Annotated in this window: 7 protein-coding genes; all 7 read left to right on the top strand. The window is 74.6% G+C overall.

Features of this window, described 5'->3' with window-relative positions:
* Positions 1–29: 29 nt before the first annotated feature.
* Positions 30–2,042, top strand: coding sequence for an aldehyde dehydrogenase family protein (locus tag ACFY2K_RS17020; protein ID WP_387712106.1), 2,013 nt, complete (start codon positions 30–32; stop codon positions 2,040–2,042).
* A gap of 267 nt (positions 2,043–2,309) precedes the next feature.
* Positions 2,310–4,880 (top strand): hypothetical protein, encoded by a 2,571-nt coding sequence (locus tag ACFY2K_RS17015; RefSeq protein WP_387712103.1) that lies wholly within the window; start codon positions 2,310–2,312, stop codon positions 4,878–4,880.
* Positions 4,873–9,591, top strand: a complete 4,719-nt coding sequence (locus ACFY2K_RS17010) for a DUF6603 domain-containing protein (protein ID WP_387712100.1) — start codon at positions 4,873–4,875, stop codon at positions 9,589–9,591. Before ACFY2K_RS17015 ends, ACFY2K_RS17010 begins: the two co-directional genes overlap by 8 nt.
* A gap of 62 nt (positions 9,592–9,653) precedes the next feature.
* Positions 9,654–10,826 carry a Kelch repeat-containing protein gene (locus ACFY2K_RS17005; protein ID WP_380532974.1) on the top strand — a complete coding sequence of 391 codons (1,173 nt, stop codon included), beginning with the start codon at positions 9,654–9,656 and terminating at the stop codon, positions 10,824–10,826.
* Positions 10,823–14,110, top strand: a complete 3,288-nt coding sequence (locus tag ACFY2K_RS17000) for a hypothetical protein (RefSeq protein ID WP_387712097.1) — start codon at positions 10,823–10,825, stop codon at positions 14,108–14,110. The genes ACFY2K_RS17005 and ACFY2K_RS17000 overlap by 4 nt, the downstream gene beginning before the upstream one ends.
* Entirely contained in the window at positions 14,092–19,395 is a 5,304-nt protein-coding gene (locus ACFY2K_RS16995) for a hypothetical protein (RefSeq protein ID WP_387712095.1), read from the top strand. Before ACFY2K_RS17000 ends, ACFY2K_RS16995 begins: the two co-directional genes overlap by 19 nt.
* Positions 19,388–21,226 carry a hypothetical protein gene (locus ACFY2K_RS16990; protein WP_387712092.1) on the top strand — a complete coding sequence of 613 codons (1,839 nt, stop codon included), beginning with the start codon at positions 19,388–19,390 and terminating at the stop codon, positions 21,224–21,226. The genes ACFY2K_RS16995 and ACFY2K_RS16990 overlap by 8 nt, the downstream gene beginning before the upstream one ends.
* The last annotated feature ends 32 nt before the right edge of the window (positions 21,227–21,258 follow it).

Raw genomic sequence — 21,258 nt, 5'->3', positions numbered from 1 at the left:
CCCTTCCCTGCCGACCTGGAGCACCACCCATGACTTCCGCCCTCTTCGTCGTCACCGGCGCCACGCACTGGACCCTCGCCGACGGCACCCCGCACCCCACCGGCTTCTGGGCCGAGGAGCTCGCCGAGCCGCACCGGATCTTCACCGAGGCGGGCTTCGAGATCACCATCGCCACCCCCGGCGGCGTCCCGGCCCCCGTCGACCGGGGCAGCCTGAGCGTCGAGGCCAACGGCGGCGCCGCGGGCGGGGGCCAGGAGAAGGCCGAGTGGCTGGCCGCCTACCTGGAGGCCGTCCGCGCGGACCTGGAGCACCCCGCGAAGCTGGCGGAGGTCGACCCGCAGGCGTACGACCTGGTCTTCTACCCGGGTGGCCACGGCCCGATGGAGGACCTCGCCGTGGACGAGGACTCCGGTCGGCTGCTCACCCGGGCGCTGGCCTCGGGCAAGCCGCTGGGCGTCGTCTGCCACGCCCCCGCCGCGCTGCTCGCCGCCCGGGACGAGGACGGCGGCTGGCCGTTCGCCGGCTACCGGATGACCGCCTTCACCAACGCCGAGGAGCAGGCCGTGGGCCTGGCCGCGGGCGCCGAGTGGCTGGTCCAGGACCGCCTGGTCGAGCTCGGCGCCGACTTCGTCGAGGCCGCGCCCTTCACGCCGCACACCGTGATCGACCGCAACCTCTACACCGGCCAGAACCCGGGCTCCTCCGCCGAGTTGGCCCGCACCCTGGTCGCCGCCGTGTCCACCGACCCGGCCACCGTGGTGGCACGCCTGCGCGCCACGTTCGCCACCGGCCGCACCAGGCCGCTCGATTGGCGCCTCGCCCAGCTGGGTGCGCTGCGCGCGCTGCTCAACGAGCAGTCCGAGGCCCTCCTGGCCGCGCTCCAAGCCGACCTGGGCAAGAGCGCGACCGAGGCCTACCGGGGCGAGGTCGGCTTCACGCTGAACGAGATCGACCACACCGTGGCGCACCTGGAGGAGTGGCTGGAGCCGCGGCCGGCCGCCGTCCCCGGCGCCTTCCTGCCCGCCGAGGCCCGGGTGGTCCGCGACCCGCTCGGCGTGGTGCTGATCATCGCGCCGTGGAACTACCCGCTGCAGTTGGCGCTCGCCCCGCTGGTGGGCGCCCTCGCGGCGGGCAACACCGCCCTGGTCAAGCCCAGTGAGCTCACCCCGGCGACCTCCGCGGCGATCGCCCGGCTGCTGCCGCGCTACCTGGACCGGGAGGCCGTGGCCGTACTGGAGGGCGGTGTGCCGGAGACCACCGCGCTCCTGGAGCAGCGCTTCGACCACATCTTCTACACCGGCAACGGCCAGGTCGGCCGGATCGTCATGACGGCCGCCGCCGAGCACCTGACCCCGGTCACCCTGGAGCTCGGCGGCAAGAGCCCCGTGGTGGTCGAGCCCGGCGCCGACCTCGCGGTCACCGCCCAGCGGCTGGCGCGCGGCAAGTTCCAGAACGCCGGGCAGACCTGCGTGGCCCCCGACTACATCCTCGCCATCGGCGACACCGCCACCGCCCTGGAGGCGCACCTGGCCGAGGCCGTGCACGCCCTGTACGGGGCGGACCCGGCGAGCAGCCCGGAGTACGGGCGGATCGTCAACGAGCGCCACCACGACCGGCTCACCGCCCTGCTCGGCGACGGCCGGACCGTCATCGGCGGCGACCACGACCGCGCGCAGCGCTACCTCGCGCCGACCGTGCTGGCCGAGGTCTCCCCGGAGGCGCCGGTGATGCGGTCGGAGATCTTCGGCCCGATCCTGCCGATCATCGCCGTGCCCGACCTGGACGCCGCGATCGCCTTCATCAACGAGCGCGACAAGCCGCTCGCGCTGTACGCCTTCACCGAGTCGGAGCGCACCAAGCAGCGGCTGGCGACCGAGACCTCCTCGGGCGGCCTCGTCTTCGGCCTCACCGTCTCCCACCTGGCCGTCCCCGAGCTGCCGTTCGGCGGCGTGGGCGAGAGCGGCATGGGCCGCTACCACGGCGAGTACTCGATCGACACGTTCAGCCACGCCAAGGCCGTCCTCGACAAGCCCCTCGGCTGACCGCCACGGGACGGGACGGGGCTGCGGCGCCCGCCGACCACCTCCGACCGGAGGTGGTCGGAAACGGGCTGGAAGGGGCGGGAAGTGGCAGCGAACCGCCGGTGCTCCGACACCGGCCGATCGTCACTCGGCGCGGAAATACCCTTTCAGGGCATTGACTTGACGGATCGTTGGATTCGCATGTCCCGGTCATTATGGTTGCGGAGTAACCGGCACCCGCGGGCGCCGGTGGGCCCGACGTGTGGACGGCAGACAGGAGTCGCCGCCGTGACCGATCCCGTTCCCTTTGCCGACCTGGTGCTCTTCCCGCACTGCGACCTGCACATGGCGCTGGCCGGTACGCCGCCGCTGACCCTGACCCTGGCCACCCGTACGGAGCGCACGCCCGCGACGGGCGGGTTCGACGTCGTACCGGTCCCGTCCAGCGCGTGCGACGTCGAGTTCTTCGCACCGTTCAACGCCAAGGGGCACCGGTTCGACGGGGTGCCGACGTACCGGAAGGACACCGGGGTGGTCACGGCCACGACCCCGGGGGTGTTCCTCTTCCAGGCGCACACCGGGGGCCAGTACCTCGTCGGGCGGCTCCAGGTCCACCGGTCGGTCGTCGGCTGGTGGTTCGGCAACGACTCCCTCACCACCGCGCTGGACTCCACCGTCGCGCACGCCCAGCCGTCGCTGTACGCGAAGTTCAGCGACGACGCCGGTGCCGGGACGGACCTGATCGGCGACATCACCGGGCACGGGTACGTCCAGCTGGTACCGGCCGACACCCGGCAGCTCGCCGTGACGCCGAACGGCCGGGTCCGGGGGGTGGCGGCCACCCAGCCGGGCGCCCCCTGGGTGCTGTCGGGCCTGTTCCCCGGCCTGGGCGGGGCGCAGCTCCTGCCGGTCCAGGTCGTCGACTACGCCGCGCCGCACGCGGTGACCCAGGAGTGGGGCGCCAAGGACCTGACGGTCCTCGACCGCAAGCACAACGTGCTGTTCCTCGCCGAGGGTTTCCGCGAGCAGGAGCGGGCGAAGTTCGACTCCATCGTCACCAGGACGATCCACGAGCTGTTCGAGAAGCCCGCGCACGAGCCGTACGGGATGCTGGGGGGCGGTTTCAACGCCTTCGCGTCCTTCACCCCCTCCGCACAGCACACCGTCACCTGCGGATTCCGGGTCGCGGCGGGCGAGGAGACGGTCGAGGCGGGCCGGGCGAGGGGCACCGGGTTCCCGATCCCGTCCAACGCGATCGGCGGCGGGGCGCTCTACACGCTGGAGGAGCTGGTCCGCCGGGTGGGGCTGCCCATGCGCGGGGACCAGCGGTCCGGCCTGGTGGCCACGTGGCGGGCGCAGGACCTGGACGTCGACCCGGCCAGGGTCAGCGAGGACCTCGTCACGGCGTGGAAGAAGCACCAGTCGGTCGGGATCCTGCACGCCCGCGACACCGTCTTCGGCTTCCAGCTGGGCCGCCGGCTCGCCGACCGCTCCTCGGGTACGGGCCCGGTGGGCAGGCCCGCCGACGACGGCGTGGGAACCGCGGGGGTCAAGGAGTTCGTCGCCAGGCTGTACGAGTTCTACGAGAGCGGGCCGACCCGGAGCCTGACCTTCGACCCGCGTCGGCACCCGCCGGAGCTGTACATGGGAGCGGGGCTGGTCAACCCCGCCAACACCCTCCTGCGCTACGTCCGGAGCCTCCAGGTCGCCGACTCGACGGTGGCGGTGGCGGTCGGCGACCAGTGGCAGCCCGACGACGGCAGGTTCCAGCGCAGCCGGGGCCTGATCGCCATGATCGTCAACGACGGCGTGACCGGCGGGACCAATCTCAACGGCCGGACGGTGACGGCCCAGACGGTCAACCAGTACCAGGGGCTCTCCTACGTCTACGCCAATGCGACGGACCGCCGGGAGTTGCGCCGTGACCCGCCCTCCGACATAGCCGTGGACGTCGACGACATCATCGGCACGGTCTCCCACGAGTTCGGCCACAGCTTCAACCTGGCCGACGAGTACGAGGAGTTCGACGGTGAAGGCAGTGACGGGAGCCTGGCGGCGGACCTGCCTGCGGACAACGTCTCGGTGTTCGGATTCCTGCGGATCGGCCCGGGCACGGACCCGAAGGACCGGCGGATCGACGCGGACAAGGTCAAGTGGCTCCAGCTGCCCCGGATCCGCCTCGCCGCCGTCCTGCTCGCCGACTCGCAGAACGTGACCAGCCCGGTCCAGGGCGTCCGGCTCGCCATCGGCACCCGCGACACCGCGCAGTGGCAGCAGGCCCAGGCCCTCCTCACCGAGGTCCGGCTGCGCGACTTCGGCATCAAACCCCTCGGGCAGCAACTCCCGCTGGAGACCAAGCCCGCCCACTACCTGGACGGGCTGATCGTCGGCAAGGTCCTCCCCGCGGAGGGCGCGATCATCCTCACCAGGGCGGGCAGCGCCCCCTTCCCGACGTTCCGGGCCGGATCGATCGTCTTCGCGCCGTTGAAGGACGGGCAGCACCAGCCGCTCCTCGTGGTGGAGCCGGAGGTCCTCACCTTCCTCCGGAACAGCCGCGCCCCGCTCAACCTGGACCCGGACAACAGGAAGCGGAACTCCGGCGAGGACACCCCCGTCGACATCCCGGGTTTCAGCCCGCCCTGCAAGGGCGCCCGGCTGATCGGGATCTACGAGGGCGGCGCCACCTACTCCGCCTCCCACTACCGGCCGACCGGCCGCTGCAAGATGCGCGGCAGCGCCCAGGACTTCTGCCACGTCTGCGCCTGGCTGATCGTCAACCGGGTCGACCCCGCCTTCCACGCGCTCCTCGACAGCAAGCTCTACCCGGAGTCCAAGGAGGAGGCGAAGCGGCATGAGTGAGCCGGGCACCTTCGAACGGATCCTGGCGGAGGTCGGGCAGGCGCTGCTGCCGCTGCGCGACGCGCTGGCCGGACCGGCCGCCTTCGCCGGGCTGCTGCGCCGCCTGGGCTGGTCCGTCACGGACGTCCCGCAGCCATTCGTGGACCTGCGCGGCGCCGTCGAGACGCTCTACGACAGCCTGCACACCCTGCTGGGCGACGGCGGGCTGAACGTCGACGGCACGGTCGGCGACGGCGGTGCCTCCGCCGCGGCCTCCTTCTCGCCGGACGACGTGCAGCGGGCCCTCGGCGCCGTCCAGGCGGTCGTCAAGGGCATCCACGCGATCACCGACGCACCGGCCTCCGCGATCCCCGACGTGCTGCGTGCGGACGGCTTCCCCACCCTCTTCCCCGGCCAGCTCCTCGACTTCCTGATCGTCACCTACCTCCAGCGCTACCACCCGACACTGGGCTTCGCCCTGCGCGGCCTCGGCGTGGTCAAGGCCCGGTACGCCCCGGCCGCCGGGAACCGCCCGCCGTACGTGCACCTCGGCCTCGACCTCGGCGACCTGCCCCGGACGCTCGCCGACCCCTCGCAGGTGTTCAAGGACGCCTTCGGCTGGGGCACCGCCGACTTCGACCAGCCGGCGCTGCTCTCCCAGCTGGACAACCTGCTGCGGACCATCGGCGCCAACGTCGAGACCGGGGAGGTCCCGCCGTCGACCGCGCTGGCGCTCCAGGGCGCGCCGCCGGACCCGTTCGGCCCGCCGCCCACGACGCTGGCCGCCGTGCTCTTCCAGCGCGTCCAGCCCTCGGCCTCGATGGCCGCCGCCGTCCGGCTGCTGCCGCTGCCCGCCGCCGGCGGCGCCCCGCCGGGCCTCGCGCTGCTGCCCTCGTTCACCGGCCGCCAGGGCTTCCGCTTCGAACTCGGGCCGGACATCGCCGTCATCATCCGGGGGGACCTGGACCTCCAGGGCGGCGTCGCGCTGCTGGTGCGGCCCGGCCGGGGTATCGAGATGGTCCTCGGCTTCGAGTCGTCCACCGGGCCGGTCCACGCCAAGGGGTCGATCGACGTCCAGGTGGAGCGGTCCGGCCTGACCGGCGAGCCGCAGGTGCTGTTCGGCTCGGCCGGCGGCACGCGGCTCCAGCTGCGCCGGATCGCCGGTGCGGGCGGGGTCCGGCTGGTCGGGGATGCCGTCGACTTCTTCGCCGAATTCGGCCTGGAGGGGCTGGAGTTCGTCTTCTCGCCGGCCGGCGCGGACGGCTTCGTCGGCGCCGTCCTGCCGGCCGGCGGGTTCACCGTCGGCGCGGACCTCACCGTCGGGGTCTCCTACCGGCAGGGCTTCTACTTCCGCGGCACCTCCAACCTGGAGATCCAGCTCCCGACCCACCTGGAGCTCGGCCCGCTGGAGATCCAGGGCCTGACCATCTCCGCCTCGCCCGGCCCGGACGGGCTGCCGATCGGCCTCGGGGTGTCGTTCCGCGCCCGACTCGGCCCGGTCACCGCCGTCGTGGAGCAGATCGGCCTCTCCGCGGACATCGCGTTCCGGTCCGGGGGCGACGGCAACCTGGGCCCGGTCGACCTCTCCTTCGGCTTCAAACCGCCCAAGGGCGTGGGCCTGGCCGTGGACGCCGGGCCGGTCAAGGGCGGCGGGTACCTGTCCTTCGACCCGGACCACGGCGAGTACGCCGGCGCCCTCGACCTGGAGTTCGCCGGACTGGTCGAGCTCAAGGCGATCGGCCTGATCACCACCCGGATGCCCGACGGCAGCGACGGCTTCTCGCTGCTGATCGTGATCACCACCGACTTCGGCGCCACCGGTATCCAACTCGGCTACGGGTTCACCCTGCTCGCCGTCGGCGGGCTGATCGGCCTCAACCGCGGGATGAACCTCCAGGCCCTGGCGGAGGGCGTGCGGACCGGCGCGGTCGAATCGGTGATGTTCCCCAAGGACGTCATCGCCAACGCCCCCCGGATCCTCTCCGACCTGCGCCGCTTCTTCCCGCCCGAGGAGGGCCGGTTCCTGATCGGGCCGATGGCGAAGATCGGCTGGGGGACCCCGACGCTGGTCAGCGTCTCGCTCGGGGTCGTCGTCGAGATCCCGCCCGGGAACATCGCCGTCCTCGGGGTGCTCCGGTGCGTCCTGCCCAGCCAGGACCTCCCGCTGCTGGCGCTCCAGGTCAACTTCGTGGGCGCGCTGGAGGTCGACCGGTCGCGGCTCTGGTTCTTCGCCGAACTCTTCGACTCCCACATCCTCACCATGACCATCGACGGCGGGATGGGCCTGCTCGTCGCCTGGGGCGACTCACCGGACTTCGTCCTGACGGTCGGCGGGTTCCACCCGTCCTTCAAACCGCCGCCGCTGCCCTTCCCCGTCCCCAAGCGGCTCTCGGTGGACATCCTCAACCGCCCCGGCCAACTGATCCGGGTCTCCGGCTACTTCGCGGTCACCAGCAACACCGTCCAGTTCGGTGCGGCGGCCGAACTCCGGCTGGGCTTCGGCGGGTTCGGCATCGAAGGGCACCTCTCCTTCGACGCGATGTTCCGCTTCTCGCCGTTCGCGTTCACCATCGCGATCTCCGCCGGGGTCACCTTGAAGGCCTTCGGCGTCGGGGTCTTCGGCATCGACCTGGACTTCGCGCTCGAAGGCCCCTCGCCCTGGCGCGCGCACGGACGCGGCTCCATCTCCCTGCTGTTCTTCGAGATCTCCGCTGACTTCGACATCAGCTGGGGCGAGGAGCACAACACCACGCTCCCGCCGGTGGCCGTACTCCCGCTGCTGGAAGGCGAGTTCGGCAAGACCGAGGGGTGGCAGACCAGGCTGCCCACCGGTGGCCTCAACCCCCTCGTCACCCTCCGGCACCTGCCCGACACCGACCAGCTGGTGCTCCACCCGCTCGGCACGCTCCTCGTCCGCCAGCGCGCGATCCCGCTGGACGTCCGCCTCGACCGGATCGGCGCCCAACGGCCCAGCGACGGACGGCGGTTCGCCATCGCGCCGGCGCCGGACAGCGGCCTGGTCCGGGTCTCCGTCACCGGCGACAAGTTCGCGATGGCGCAGTTCCAGGACATGGACGACGCCGCCAAGCTCTCCCGGCCGGCGTACGAGAACCAGGACGCCGGACTGGAACTGACCGCGGCCGCCGGCACCCTGCTCTCGCCCCGGGTGGTCCGCCGCAGTGCCCGGTACGACCTGCACGTCATCGACAGCGGGATGCCCGCGAGCGCCGCCGCCGCCCGCCGGGTCGTCCCGATGGCGGCCGGCTCCGGCACCGCCGCGCCCAAGCGCTTCCACGACGTCAGCCCCGCGGTGTTCAACCAGCTGCTCCAGGGCAGCAGCACCAGCCGCTCGCCGGTCTCGCAGCGGGAGTCCAGGCTCCGGCAGCCCTTCCCGCCCGAGGAGACCGTCCGCCTCACCGACCGTCGTTACGTCGTCGCCAACCTCCGCAACAACGTCCAGGCCCACCCGCCGGCCGGCGGCCTCGCCGCCGCGACCTTCCGCAGCCGGACCACCGCCCAGGACGCCCTCGCCGACTGGATCGGCCGGGACGGCAGCCTCGCCGACCGGCTGCACGTCATCCCGGAGGAGGAGGCGGTGGGCTCGCCCGCCACACCGGGGAGCTGGACCGCCGGCGGCAGCCTCCCGTCCGCCGCCCGGGGCGTCGAGGCGATCCGGCTGACCAGCGGCACGGTGCTGGTCGCCGGGGGAGCGGACGCCACCGGCGCGGCCCTGGCCACCGCCGCCCTGTTCGACCCGGTCGCCGCCACCTGGACGGCCGCCCCGCCCCTGGCGACCGCCCGCCGCGGACACAGCGTCAGCAGGCTCGGCGACGGCCGGGTGGTCGCCGTGGGCGGCCGCTCCGCCGACAGCGGAGCGCCCGGCCCCGCGCTGGGCACGGCGGAGGTCTACGACCCGGCCCCGGGCACCTGGGCGCCCACCGCCGGAGCGCTGACCACCGCCCGCCACGGGCACGCGGCGACCGTCCTGCCCGACGGCAGGCTGCTGGTCACCGGCGGCACCGGAACGGACGGCCGGGCCCTGGCCACCGTGGAGCTGCTGGACCCGGTCGCCCGCACCTGGTCCGCCGCCGGCCCGCCGATGACCGACGCCCGGACCGGGCACCGGGCCGTCCTGTTGAGGAACGGCAAGGTCCTGGTGGTCGGCGGCGCACTGCCCACCGGCGGACCGGACGCCGCCCTGGCCCACTGCGAACTCCACGACCCGGCGACGGGCTCCTGGACCCCGACCGGCAGCCTGCTGACCGCCCGCAAGGGGCACCAGGCCACCCTGCTCGCCGACGGCCGCGTCCTGGTCACCGGCGGCGACCCGGCGGCCGGAACGGTGACCGATCCGGGGGGCTACGACCCGCACAGCCTCGCCACCGCCGAGGTCTACGACCCGGCCACCGGCACCTGGACGGCCCTCGGCCCGATGCCCGGCGGCCGCCGCGGCCACCGCTGCCTGGCCCTGCGCTCCGGCCTGGTGCTGCTCATCGGCGGCACCGGCGGCCCCGCCTTCGCGGCGGGCCACCGCAACGTGACCGTCCTCGACCCCGCCCTCGGCACCTGGACGGCCACCGGGCCCCTCGCCACCGGCCGGTCCGACTTCGCCGCCGTGGAGCTGGCGGACGGCCGGGTGCTGGTGGCCGGCGGCACCGCCCTGGCAGGTGCTGCCGCCCCCGGTCCCGCCCCGACCGAACCCGCCGCCACCGCCGAGCTGTACGCCCCCTGACGACGTAGACCCTGACGGCGGTAGCCCACGACGCAAGCCCCGACGACGGAAGGTTCGACACCATGACCAGTCCCACCGTGGTGGCCGCAGCGAAGTGGACCGCCGCCCACGACCTGGCCGGGCCCACCGCCTGGTACGGCCAGCACGATGGGCCGGTCGTCCTCAAGGGCACCACGAAGGTCCTGGTCGTCGGCGGTGCGGACGCCGGCGGGGCCGCACTCGGGCGGGCCGCCGTCTACAACCCGGCCGACGACACCTGGAAGCCCACCGCCACCCAGCCCTCGCCCCGGCGCCTGCACACGGTGACCGTGCTCAACGACGGCAAGGTCCTCGTCACCGGCGGCATCGGCGGCTCCACCGCGCCCGGCCTGGCCTCGGCCGAGGTCTACGACCCGGTGGCCGACACCTGGACCCCGGCCGGCACCATGAACCAGGCCCGCTGGGGCCACAGCGCCGTGCTGCTGCCGAACAACCTGGTGCTGGTCGCCGGCGGCAGCGCCGTCCGGGACGGCCGGACCACCCGGGCCCTGCGCTCCGCCGAACTGTACGACCCCGCCGCCACCACCGACGCCACCCGCTGGACGACCGTCGGCGACATGACCGACGCCCGCTCCGGCCACCCCGCGGTGGTGCTCAAGGACGGCAAGGTCCTGGTGGTCGGCGGCACCGCCCCCGTCGGCACCGACCTCGACCCGGCGCTCGCCTTCTGCGAGCTCTACGACCCGGACCACAAGGCCTGGACCCCGACCGGGAACCTGCTGCACCCGCGCGCCCTGCACCAGGCCACCGCGCTCTCCGACACCACCGTGCTGGTGACCGGCGGCCGGGCACCGGGCGCCGGGGACGACGGCGGCTTCGACCCGCTCAGCCGGCGGACGGCGGAGAAGTACGACCTCGCCACCGGCGCCTGGACGGCCGCGAAAGACATGCCCGCCGGGCGCGCCCGGCACCGGGCCGTGGCCCTCGGCCCGGGCCGGGTCCTGGTGGCCGGCGGCACCGGCGGCGACGCCGACGAGGCCGGCTACCGCAGCGTCCTGCGCTACGACGCGGGCACCGACACCTGGAGCACCCAACCGGGGCTGCTCACCGGCCGGTGGGGCTTCGCCGCCGCGCTGCTGCCCGACAACCGGGTGCTCGCGGCCGGCGGCGCCGCCCGCTCCGGCCTGGCCGCCGCCGACCCGACGGTCACCGAACTCACCGCGGCCGCCGAACTGTTCGACGGGAGCGGCGCGTGACCGCGAACGGCTACTCGTTCCTGCCCTGGCTGCGCTCCGGCCTCTCCACCCGGATCACCGGCGACCCGGGCACCTCGGAGCGCGCCACCGTCCCGGTCAAGCTGCTGCTGACCGGCGAGGCCCTGGACGGCACCCCGCTCAGCCGGACCGTCGAGCGGCCGGTGCAGCTCTACGGGCCGGGCGACGTCGTCGGCATCGACCCCCGCGCGGTCTCCCGGCGGGAGCCGCTGCCCGGCACCACCAACATCGAGCCCAACCACCTGGCGCACATCGAGTTCTACGACGAGGACTTCCCCTGGCGCTACAGCCCGGCCGCGGCCGACGGCTCCACCGACCGCCTCGCCCCCTGGCTGGCGCTCGTCGTGCTGGCCGCGAGGACCGACGCGACCGGCGCGCCCGCCGAGTTCGAGGAGGGCGCCGGGGGAGCCCCGCTGCCGTTCGTCACCGTCAAGAACCCCGGCGCGCTGCCCCCGCCGGACCAGCTCGGCGCCTGGGCGCACGTCCACGTCCACGGCTCGCTGGACGACGCCGTGGTGGCCGGAGAGCTCTCCGGCCCCGGCGACCCGGTGCTCCAGAGCCTCGCCGAGGTGCTGCGCACCGACCCGGACCGGGCCTGCTCCCGGCTGGTCTGCCCGCGCCACCTCCAGCACGACCGGACGTACGAGGCCTTCCTCGTCCCCGCGTTCGAGACCGGGCGGCTGGCCGGGCTCGGCCTCGACCCGGCCCTCGCGCCGGGCGCCCTGTACTCCGCCTGGGGCCCGCACTACCCCGACCGCAAGGGCGAGGGCCGACTGCCGTACTACCTCCGGTGGTCCTTCACCACCAGTGACAACGGCGACTTCCGCTACCTGGTCACACTGCTGAAACCGCGCCGCCCCGCCGACGAGGTCGGCCGCCGGGACATGGACGTGCACCGCTCGGCCGGCCCCGGCCTGCCCCCCATCACCACCCCGGCGTCGATCGGCGGGGTGCTCCGGCTCGGCGGCGCGCTCCAGGTGCCCCGGCCACCCGGCCGGCCGGTCGACGACTGGGAGAACTGGGACAACTGGTACGACGCGCCGGCTCCCGCCGCGCCCTACCCGCACCCCTTCCAGCAGGCACTGGCGAACCTGGTCAACCTGGCCGACGCCTACCAGGACCGCACCCCGGCGGCCGCGCACGCCGCCCTGCCCGGCGCGCAGGCCCGGGCGCTGTCGGCCGGGGTCGACCCGGTGATCACCCCGCCGCTGTACGGGCGTTGGCACGCGCTCACCTCCAAGCTGCTGGTCGACGACGCCGGTCACCCGCTGCCCTCGCCCGCCAACCGCAACTGGGTCCACCGGCTCAACCTCGACCCGCGCAACCGGGTCGCCGCGAACTTCGGCACCCGGGTCGTCCAGGCCCGGCAGGACGAGTTCATGGACGCCGCCTGGGCCCAGATCGGCGACGTCCTGGAGGCCAACGCGCGGATCCGCGCGGCCCACCTGGCCCGCGAGGTCGGCCACCGGCTCCAGGTCAAGCACCTGGACCCGCCGACCGCGCCGCCCGGCGCGGTGGCACCGCCGCCGACCGGCAAGTACCTGACCCTGACCGCCCCCGCCCACCCCCGGGTCACCACCCCCGCCGCCGCCCCGGCGGCCGGGCAGCGGCCCGCCGGGGCGGACGACACGGCGGAGCCACTGACGGAGCAACTGGCCGTCGGCTTCCAGGTGGCGGCCAGCCAGGTCGCGGCGGCCCCGCTGTCCGCCGCGATGCGCCGGCTCACCCGCCCCGGCGGCCGGCTGATGCGCTCGCTGACCTTCCCGCCCGAGCAGCCCCGCGAGGCGCTGGTGCCCCGGATGGACGCCGCCACCGGCGCGGTCACCGCCGCCGCGCCCAAGGTCAAGCCGGCCGCCCTGGTGACCCCGGGCCAGCTCGACCAGGTGCTCCACCCCGGCAGCGGCGCCCGGGCGGCCCAGGGGACCACCAACCCCGTCGGCTCCCTCCCGAACAGCCCGGACTTCGTCCTCAAGGAGATCGGCGACCCCGTCCCGCCGACCACCGGCGGCACCGTCGACAGCCCGGAGGCCCAGCGGTACAAGGGCGCGCTCCACGAGCTCTACGACGGCTGGGACGCCTCCGCCGCCGTCGGCCGGCCGGTGCCCCGGGAGCGGCTCGGCGTCGCCGGGACCACCGACGCGGTGCTCGCCCGGCTGCGCTCCGACACCACCGTCCCGAGGAGCCTGCTCGGCTCCGTCGACGTGCCCGAGCGGCTGCGGCCCTTCGCCGAGGAGTTCATCGAGGCGATGGCCTACCCGGTGATCGACCTGCCGATGTACCAGTCGCTGATCGACCTCTCGGTGGAGGTGTTCGTCCCCCACCTGGACCTGATCCCGGCGAACTCGATCACCCTGCTGGCCAACAACCGCCGGTTCATCGAGTCCTTCCTGGTCGGCCTCAACCACGAGATGGCCCGGGAACTGCTCTGGCGCGAGTACCCGACCGACCAACGCGGCACCCCGTTCCGGCAGTTCTGGGACCCGCGCGCGGCGCTCCCGCAGCTCGGCGAGACCCCCGAAGAGCGCCGCGAGCGGCTGTACGACATCCAGCCGGTCCACCGCTGGGGCCCGGCCGCGCTGCTCGGCCAGAACGACAACCGGCAGCAGCCCGGCACCCCGCAGAAGCCGCCCGGCACCCCGCAGAAGGAGGACCTGGTGCTCGTCATCCGCGGCGAGCTGTTGAAGAAGTACCCCAACACGGCGGTGTACGCCCACCGGGCCGCCTGGCCGCTCGACGCCGACGGCAACCCGGTCACCACCGGGGAGCGCGTCCCCGCGCCGCTGCCCGACGAGGACCACCCGACCGCCGAGCTGATCCGGCTGCCGCTCTACGAGGCCAAGGTCGAACCCGACGTCTACCTGCTCGGCTTCGACCTCGACGCCGCCGAGGCCCGCGGCCGGCCCCCCGGCGACCCCGGCTGGTTCTTCGTCCTCAAGGAGCGCCCCGGCGAACCGCGCTTCGGCGTCGACGAACCCGAGGGCCCGCTGCCGCCCGTCAAGGTCTGGAACGACCTCACCTGGCAGCACGTCGACCCCGACCACCTCGGCTTCGTCGAGTTCACCGACGCCACCCACGTCCCGCTCGCGCCCTTCGACGGCTCCCCGGACGAACTGGAGAAGCAGCAGCAGCGCACCGAGGACAGCGCCCTGCCGCTCTGGTACTCCCGGCTGAGCTCGGCCGACATCGCCTACATCCTCTTCCGGGCGCCGGTCATGGTCGCCATCCACGCACAGGAGATGCTCCCGGTATGGCCGACAACGCCCTGAGCGACGACTACCCCGTCCTGCTCGGCCCGGTACGGATCGAGACCAGGTTCACCGCGACCGACCTGCTGGTCCGCGTCTTCCCCGACGAGTGGGCGGTCGACTCCTTCGAACCCCGGCCCACCGAGGCCGAACTCTCCGCCCTCGACGCGTACTGGACGGCCCTGTGGCGCACCGGCGGGGACCCCGTCGGCGACCGGGCGGCCTGGCACGAACTGGTCGGCCGGATCGCCGCCGGCCGGGCCGGCTGGCTACTGCGCGACCACCGGCCGGCCGACCCGGCCGACCGGCCCGTGCCGGTACCCGCCGGCACCACCGTGCTGGTCGTCCGCAGCGACACCGCGCTCCCCGCGGCCGACCGCCAACCCACCGTCGACCACTGGACGGCGGTCTGGCGCGCCCGCGGCGACCGGGCCGCTCTGCGGGCGGCCGACACCGCGCTGCTCGCCGCCGTCGGCCCGACCAGGGCGGCGGCGATCGCCGCCCGCCGGCCCGCCGGGATCGAAGCGGCCCCGCTCGACACCGGCAGCACCGCACTGGTGGCCTTCCTGGTCGTGCCCCGCCCACCCGCCGACGGCATCGCCCCCACATCCTGGACGGTCGCGGCCAGGGCCGGCCTGCTGCCCGACCGCTTCCGGGTGCTGGGCTGGGCCGGCGGCCGCAAGGTCGTCGACATCGACGGCCGGCCCGTCCCGGCGAGCCTGCCGGTCAGCCCCGACCCGACCTCCACCGACCTGACGGTCGACGAGAGCACCGGCGTGCTGACCGTCCCCGACGCACTGCGCTGGCTCATCGAGTTCGACCGGGCCGTGACGGTCGGCATGGGCTTCCGGATCCCGCTGACCGCCGACCTCGCCGGCGGACTCGACCGGCTGGTGGTCCTCGGCCTGCGCCGGCAGTCCACCCCGGACCAGTCCGCCGCCGACCTCACCGCCCTGCTCACCCGCCAACTCCGCAGCCCCGCCGGGCTCAGCCTGCTGCCCCAGGGCACCCCCACCAACAACACCACCCAGGCACCCGCCGGCCTCGACCGCGCCCAGGAGGCCGACGCGGGCCTGCGCTCCGCCGCCGGACTGCGCGCCGCCCCCGCCGGGACCGACTGGACGGCCCGCACCGACGGCCAGTGGTTCGCCGAACTGCTCGGCATCGACCCCGCCGACCTCGCCGGAATGCCCAACGCCGACGGCACCGACCAGCGCGACGCCCGCGCGGCCCACACCGCCCTGTGGCCCGCCACCTGGGGCTACCACCTGCAGACCACGCTGCACCCGGTGTTCGGCCGCGACGTCGTCGAGCAGACCCGGCAGTTCCACCTCCGCCACGTCTCCGGCCGGGGCCCCGTCCCGACCGTACGGATCGGCCGCCAGCCCTACGGCATCCTGCCCACCACCGCGTTCTCCCGGCTCGCCTGGCCGGACACCGCGCCCACCGCCGCCCACCGGCGCGGCCTGCACACCGTGCTCCAGGCCGCGGCCGCCGACTGGCAGGCCGCCGCCGCCGGAGTCGCCCACCTCGGCGGCCGGGCCGACGACGCCCACCAGCACCTGCTGGACATCCTCGCCCTGCACCCCACCTCCGCCGAGTACTACCAGCGGTACGCCCAGAGCGTCGAGGACGTCTTCAACCGGGAGAACCTCGGCGCGCTCGGCTCCACCGTGCTGCCCGCCCTGGAACGGCTGAACATGCCCGGCCCGATCCGCGCCCTGCTGACCCGCTTCGGCTACCCCGACAGCGGCCCCGCCCAGGACCCGGACCTGATCCGCCGCCTCTTCGTCGACACCCAGCACCCGCTGCTCGCCCCCTCCGTCGACGACCGCCCGCTCTCCGAGACCGACCCGGTCCGGCCCTACACCGCCGACGGCGCCAACTACCTCCAGTGGCTGGCCGCACACGCCCGCACCGACCTGGAGACCATCCGCACCGAAGCCGGCTTCCCCGCGGACGACCGGCCGTCCGCGCTGCTCTACCTGCTGCTGCGCCACGCGCTGCTGCTGGGCTGGGCGGACGCCGCCACCGAACTCGCCATCGCCGCCCGGATCGCGAGCCCCGCCGAGATCGCCGCGGCGGACCCGGCGTTCATCCACATCAGGATCCCGGCGCCCGGCCGCACCCTCCCGAGCGAGAGCCGGTTCCGGCGGCTCTACTCGCCCGCACCGGAGATCACCGGAGACCCGCGCCGCCTGGTCGTCGACCACATCCCGCGGGTCCTCGGCACCGCCCCCGGCACCGCCCGGCTGGCCGAACAGGCCGCCGCCCTCGACCTGTTGGCCACCCTGCCCACCGCCCGGCTGGAACGCGTCCTGGCCGAACACCTGGACTGCGCCACCTACCGGCTCGACGCCTGGCGCCTCGGCCTGGCCAACGAACGGCTCGCCGAACTGCGGTACGGCCCCGACGGCACCGCCCCCGCCGAACGCGGCCTCCACCTCGGCGCGTACGGCTGGCTGGAGTCCGTCCGTCCCAGCGGGACACAGCTCACCCCCGTCACCCTGACCGGCCCGCTCGCCCAGGTCTTCCAGGGCGGCCAACCGCTGGTGCACGACGACCGCAACGGCGGCCACCTGCACGCGCCGTCCCCCGGCCAGGCCCGCACCGCGGCCGTCCTGCGCGCCGGCTACCTCGCCAACGGCTCACCGCAGAACCCCGGTTCGTTCGCCGTCAACCTCAGCTCCGGGCGGGTCCGGATCGCGCTCGGCCTGCTCGACGGCATGCGACAGGGCCAGTCCCTGGGCGCCCTGCTCGGCTACCGGCTGGAACGCGCCCTGCACGACAGCCACCAACGGGCCGAGGTCGACTTCCTGATCTCCGCCCTGCGCCTCAGGTTCCCCCTCCGGGCCGGCCGGATCGCGCAGACCGTCCCGCAGCAGGCCGACCGGCCCGACCCGTCCAAACCCCTCGCGATCGAACAGATCGAGGCCCACAACGTCGTCGACGGCCTCGCCCTGGTCCGCCACGTGACCCGCAACAACGTCCCCGCCACGTACCCCTTCGGCCTGGACGGCCTCCCCGCGGTCAACCCCGACCAGCAGGCCGTCGTCGACCAGGCCGTCCAGGACCTGCTGGACGTCCACGACGCGCTCGCCGACCTCGCCGTCGCCGAGAGCACCCACCAGGCGCTGCTGGGCAACCACGAACGCGCCTCCACCACCCTCGACGCGTACGCCAAGGAGGGCCTGCCCCCCGAACCCGCGGTGGTCACCACACCCCGCAGCGGCACCACCCTGACCCACCGCTTCGGCCTGCGGCTGACCCCCGGCCTCGCCCCCGACCACGGCGTGCCGCCGCTGACCCGCACCACCCCGCGCGCCCAGGCCGAACCCGCCGTCAACGCCTGGCTGCCCACCCTGCTCCCGCCGCCCACCTCCGTCGTCGCCCTGGTCACCTGGACCGACCCGGTCACCGGACTGGCCCGCAGCCGCGCCGTCAGCCAGGCCGACACCGGCCTGCAACCGATCGACCTGCTCTGGGCGCTGCGCCCGGCGGGCGAGAGCGTCATGACCGACCTCGACGACCGGATCGTCGGCGTCGTCATCACCGCCGAGAACCCCCGGCCGGACGCCGAACTGACCATCCGCTACACCGAGCGGATCACCGGCCCGGCCGCCGGCCAGCTCCTCGACCCCGTCACCTTCTTCGAACTCTCCCTGCTGATCGGCGCGTTGCGCTCGCTGCTGACCACCGCCCGGCCGCTGCGCCCCAGCGACCTGGTGCCCGCCGCCGGGCCCGCCCCCGCCGACCGGGCCGCCGACACCGCCGTCTCGCTGCCCCGGGAACGCCCGGCCGCGGTACGCGCCTCCCTGGACGCCCTGCGCAAGGACGTCGAGACCTACCTCGCCGCGCTCGCACCGCTCTACCCGGCGGGCGCCCCGCCCCAGCGCCCGAAGATCTTCGCCGGCATCGACACCCTGCTCACCGGGTACGCCGGCCTGGTCACCACGGCCTCCGGTTTCGGCACGGTCCGCAGCGGCTGGAGCGAACTCGCCCTGTGGCGCCGCGGCGTCTTCACCGACGTGCTCACCGCCGTGGCCGGGGCCGCCACCCGGATGACCACGGCCCTGGCCAAGGCCGACGCGCTGCTGGCCGGCTACGACAGGCTGCCGGCCGGCACCTCCGACGCGGAGCGCTTCCGGCTGCTGCAACAGGCGGAACGGCTGATCGCCACCCGGCCCACCGCGCCGCTGCCGGCCCGGCCCGCGGAGCTGCGCCTCGTCGTCGCCAACCGGCGGCAGGCCTTCGACCTCAAGCTCCGCTCGCTCAGGGCGCAGGCGGGGACGGCCAGCACCACGCTCGGCGCGCTGCTCGCCGAGGTCGCCGCGAAGCTCCCGCTGACCGACTTCGACCCGACCGACCTCAGCCTCCAGCCCTTCCAGGACCGGGTCGTCCTGCTCGGCCGCGACCTGCTCGACCGCGCGAACGCGCTGCGCACCGAGATCCTCGCCCGGCTCGCCGCCGCGGACAAGGCCCTGGCCGACCACGACGCGGCGGTCACCGGGCCGGACCAGGTCGGCGCGGCGATCGAGGCGCTCAAGGCCCTCCTCGGCCAGGACGTCCTCGCCGTACCGGAGTTCACCCCCGACCCGCAGCTCGCCGCGGACTGGAAGAACGCCCTCGGCGACAGCGACAAGCTCGTCCGGCACCTCACCCGGCCGCCGTTCGGCCGGGACTTCCCCGTCGACGACTGGGCGCACGGCATCGCGCGGGTCCGCGAGAAGCCCCGGCTGTGGGAGAAGGCCGTCCTGCTGAGCGACGCCCTGCGCGGGCCCGGCGGACTCCTCGGCGACCTGCTCGGCTCCGCCGAACCGCAGTTGACGCCGATCCAGCTGCCGTACCGGCCGGACGACCACTGGCTGGCCATGGAGTTCGCCCCCGGCACGACCATCACCGAGGACAAGGTGCTGTTCACCGCCCACTACGCACCCGACCCGCTCGTCCCCCCGCCCACCCGGGTCGGCCTGCTGTTCGACGAGTGGACGGAGGTCGTCCCCGCCGAACGCGAGACCACCGGCATCGCGGTGCACTACCAGGGGCCGGACTCCGAACCGCCGCAGGCCATGCTGCTGGTCGTGCCGCCGGTGCGCACCGGCACCTGGGACACCGACGACCTGATCGCCGCGATCGGGGAGACCCTCGACCTGGCGAAGTCCCGGGGCGTCGAACCCGAGCACCTCGACGGCACCGCCTACGCCCAACTGCTGCCGGCCACCGTCCTGTCCGCCACCCGGCAGCCGATCACGATCTCCACCGACCTCGCGATCGCCAACCAGCGCTGGAAGGCCGCCCATGACTGAGCCCCGGATCGACGACCTGGCGCAGGCGCTCACCGACCGGGCCCGGCCGACCGTCGGGATCTGGAACCGGCTGGAGGGCCGGCCGCGCACCACCGACTTCGCGCGGGCGCTGCGGGCCGAAGTGCGCGACCCGCTCTGGCTGCTGACCCGGCAGTGGCAGCTCGGCGAGTTCCGCGGCAGCGACGCCGGCTCCCCGGTCACCGCGACCTACTCGATCGCCGGTGCCCGGCCCAGCCGCTTCCGCCCGGCCGACGGGGCCGCCGAACCGCTCCCGCCGGACCGGCCGCTGGAGGCCCTGGCCGAGCGGCGCGCGGTGCCGTTCGTGGCGGGCGCCGACCGGATCGCCTTCGACCTGCGGCTGTCGATCGGCCGGCGGTGGCTCAAACTGCTGGGCAGCGACCCGCTGCTGGGCAGCGTGGCCTTCGACTTCCGCGGCCAGTACGTCCGGCTGTACCCGGTCGCCCTGCCCGACCCGACCCGGGACGGCGACGCCCCCCGGGTCGCCCACCCGGAGGTCTGGGCGACCCTGCAAGCCGTCGCCGGGCGCCGGATGGACGGCTACCTGCTCTACCGGCACATCAAGGACGGCGGCCGCGCCTCGGACGGCGTCGACGACCTGCTGCACCTGCACGGTGCCGCGCTCGACGCGCTCGGCGACGGCCTGGTCGCCTGGTTCGACGACCTGATCGACCAGCCGCAGGCGGACGACGCCTGGGACCCGCGCCGCCTGGAGCACCGGTTCTCGGTGGCCGGCACCGATCCCTCGGGGGCCGAGAAGGTCCTCACCGCGCGGGAGTACCCGGGCGGCGAACTGGACTGGTACGCCTTCTCGAACGACCCGACCGCCCCGGTCGGCGGCACCGAGCCGCCGCCCCCGCCGATCAACCGCACGGTGTTCCCGGCGCGGCTGCGCTACTCGGGCATGCCGCTGTCGCGCTGGTGGGCGGTGGAGGACGGCGGCACCAACTTCGCCGCGGTGTCGCCGGACAGCACGGACCTGGCCCGGCTGATCTTCCTGGAGTTCGCGCTGGTCTACAGCAACGACTGGTTCCAGCTCCCGTGCGAGCTGCCGGTCGGGACGCTGGCGTCGATCCAGGGCCTCGCGATCACCGACGTGTTCGGGCAGCGGCTGTGGATCACCCCGGCGGGCACCGGGCGGGAGGAGGACTGGCAGCGCTGGTCGATGTTCACCCTCGACACGGTCGGCGCCGGCCCCGCCACCGCCGCGGACACCGGCCTGCTGCTGCCCGCGAGCGTGCCGAAGATCGCCGACGGCCCGTCGCTGGAGGAGGTGTCGCTGGTCCGCGACGAGAACGCCGACCTGGTCTGGGGCATCGAACTGACCGTCCCGCAGGCCACCGGCGAGGGCCGCCGGGGCAGCGAGGTCGCCTCCGAGATCCAGGCGTACCACCTGCGGCTGCACCCGCCGGCCCCACCGGACGGGCCGCTCGCGCCGATCGCCTACGAGGCGATGAACTCCGTCCCGGAGAACTGGATCCCGTTCATCCCGGTGCACGTGCCCGGCGACAACCGCACGATCCAGCTCCAGCGCGCGGCGATGCCCGACGTCGTCGGCGTCCTGCCGCCCGTCCAGCCGAGGACCTCGCTGCTGCGGGAGGGGCTGGACGCGACGACGCCGCACGCGTACTTCGTCAACCAGGAGGAGGTGCCGCAGTCGGGCACCCGCCTCACCGTCGCCTACCACCGGACCAGGTGGCGCGACGGACGGGTCTGCGTGTGGCTCGGCGCCGCTCGCGGCGCCGGGCGCGGCGAGGGCTCCAGCGGCCTCGCCTTCGACCTCCTCGTCGACACCCCGACGAAGGCGCCGTGACGCCGCAGCCGTGACGGCGGCGCGCTCCGGAC

Origin of the sequence: Kitasatospora sp. NPDC001309 (genome assembly GCF_042896295.1) — a bacterium.
Lineage (GTDB): Bacteria > Actinomycetota > Actinomycetes > Streptomycetales > Streptomycetaceae > Kitasatospora.
Note: the sequence above shows the minus strand (reverse complement) of the source record. Positions and strands in the feature narration are given on the sequence as shown.